Origin of the sequence: Ochrobactrum sp. XJ1 (assembly GCF_024701725.1) — a bacterium.
GTDB lineage: Bacteria > Pseudomonadota > Alphaproteobacteria > Rhizobiales > Rhizobiaceae > Brucella > Brucella anthropi.
Map to the genome: position 1 here is coordinate 1 of NZ_VDGD01000054.1, position 2,103 is coordinate 2,103.

A 2,103-nucleotide genomic window follows, 5' to 3' on the forward strand; every position below is an offset into this window, starting at 1 on the left:
GGCCAGGTTGCACCGGGCACTTCTTTCTCAAGTCACCCTGTGAGATTACTTGGTAGCAAGGATGTTGAAATTGCGGGCGTTTGCCACAACACCGTCGTCCCATCCGCCTGCGACCAATTCTGAAGCCTTTGCATTAAGGAGCCCGGCGACTTGTCCGGCAAAGTGCGCTTCGCGCCCAGAGCTGTCGGCAAAGATGTCGAAGATGGCGAAGTTGTTCTCGTCAATCTGCAGCGCCGTCCAGAACAAAGTTTTTGGTTCGGTATCTGCAACGATGGGGCCGGCGGCGGTCAACAAGGCTGCCAATTCGGGACCTTTACCTGGAGCAGCTTCGAGCTTGATATAAGTTGCGGTTGTTGCCTTGTGGAGGTCAACCGGCGCTTTTACCGAAAGGACATCGGAGTTGTTGATGTTCGCGACAACACCGGCGTCCCATCCTCCGTCGACCAACGCGTCTGCGTTCTGGTTCAAGGCAGCTGCAACTGCTCCTGAGAAGTGAGCGCCCCGTGCTTCTTCGTCTCCGAAGATGTCAAAGATTGCGAACGTATCACCGGCTTGCAGAGCAAACCACAGTACAGTGCCCGGCTCTGTTTCTCGCACGATAGGTGCAGCACCAGCCAGAAACTCCGCGAAGGCTACGGTCTGGCCTTCGACGGCGGGCATGGCGATGTAGCTGGCAGTATGATTTTCCATTGGATTGTCCTTTGCAGTTGCAGAAGTTGTGATCAGAGCCAGTGCGGCGCATATCGGAAGGATTTGCGTGTTCATGGTCGTCCCCTGACTTGAAGTTCGTCGTGTTTGGTTTCGATGCACTCTTGTCCCATGGCGGATGGGTCGGACTCCAATTTCCAAGTTCTATTTTTTAATAGACATGGACTATGGAAGTTGCTTTGATGGCCTGCGTTGAAATGGGGCGGAGAATGCGGCGATGGAAATGAACCAGATCAGGTATTTTCTCGCTGTCTGCGAGCACCGAAACTTCACCCACGCAGCCAGTGCCTCCAATGTCTCCCAACCTTCCTTGACGACTGCGATCAAGAAACTTGAAGACGAGCTTGGAGGTGAGCTGTTTGTCAGGGACCGTGCGGGATGCAGGCTTACAGCCCTCGGAAAACTCATGCAGCCAAGGTTGCAGAGGATTTACGATGAGACGCGCCAGGCGAAGGCTGAGGCGGTCCGTCACATGCGTTTGGAGCGGGTTCCAATCTCTGTCGGTGTCGGCGAAACGATTGGCCACAACCTGATTTCGGCAGCTATGGAGCGTACGCGTAAGCGATTACCGCAAGCCGAAATCGAATTGATCGTTGCATCATCCTCCGAGCTTCTTGCCGGGTTGCGAGACGGCAAACTCGACGTTGCAGTCACCGCAGAGAAGGTCAGTGAAGACCTCTATCGCATAGACCGTCTCTATGAAGAGGACTACAAGGTCGTAGTGTCAAAGTCGCATCCGTTGTCTGAACAAGATGCGATTTCTCTTTCGGCTCTCGCAAAAACCGACATGCTCGACCGACTAAATTGCGAAATGCGGGACGCTTTGCATGGGACCTGCGCAGATTATGGTCATGAACTATACGCAGCGTATCGGTCCAACCGCGTGGATTGGTTAGTTGAACTTGCTCGGCAAGGGTCAGGTGCGCTGATCTTGCCGGCCACTGCTATTCCTTCGGACATGGGCCTGGTGTCGAAGCCCATCGAGGGCCTTCAATTATCGAGAACTGTTCTGGCTCTCCGATATCGGCACCAAACGACGAGACCAGAGACAAATGATCTGATCCGTGAGATTATGCGGACGCCGATGTAGTGAGGTCGGCAGTCGACATTCGCCCGTGGTGCAGCATTCGTCACGTTGGGCTCCAGCCTGATATCTGAGTACGGGCTTTGGTTACATGGTGGTGACCTGCCCCCCGGAAGTTCCCTCGCCGTGATGTAGAGTTTGCCCAGCCTGAGAAGGAGCAGACGACACGAGGAAAAGCCGTTTCACCGAGGCGCAGATTATCGGGATGCTCAAGGAGCTGGAGGCTGGTTTGCCGACTTCAGAGCTTTGCCGGAAGCACGGGCTGAGCCCGGCGACTTTCTACAAGCTCAAGGCCAAGTATGGCGGGATGG

General features: G+C 54.8%; 2 protein-coding genes and 1 pseudogene. 2 read left to right on the forward strand and 1 reads right to left on the reverse strand.

The features are described from left to right. Positions 1–45: 45 nt before the first annotated feature. Complete coding sequence (locus FG152_RS27080) at positions 46–765, reverse strand: putative quinol monooxygenase (RefSeq protein WP_259030767.1); 720 nt, start codon at positions 763–765, stop codon at positions 46–48. Between the two features lie 160 nt (positions 766–925). On the opposite strand from FG152_RS27080, the gene FG152_RS27085 reads away from it, so the two are divergent. Beyond that, positions 926–1,798: a LysR family transcriptional regulator gene (locus FG152_RS27085; protein WP_259030768.1), complete on the forward strand. Its 873-nt coding sequence runs from the start codon at positions 926–928 to the stop codon at positions 1,796–1,798. Positions 1,799–1,961: 163 nt separating this feature from the next. Further along, a pseudogene (locus FG152_RS27090) lies at positions 1,962–2,103 on the forward strand (transposase); the annotation flags it as partial.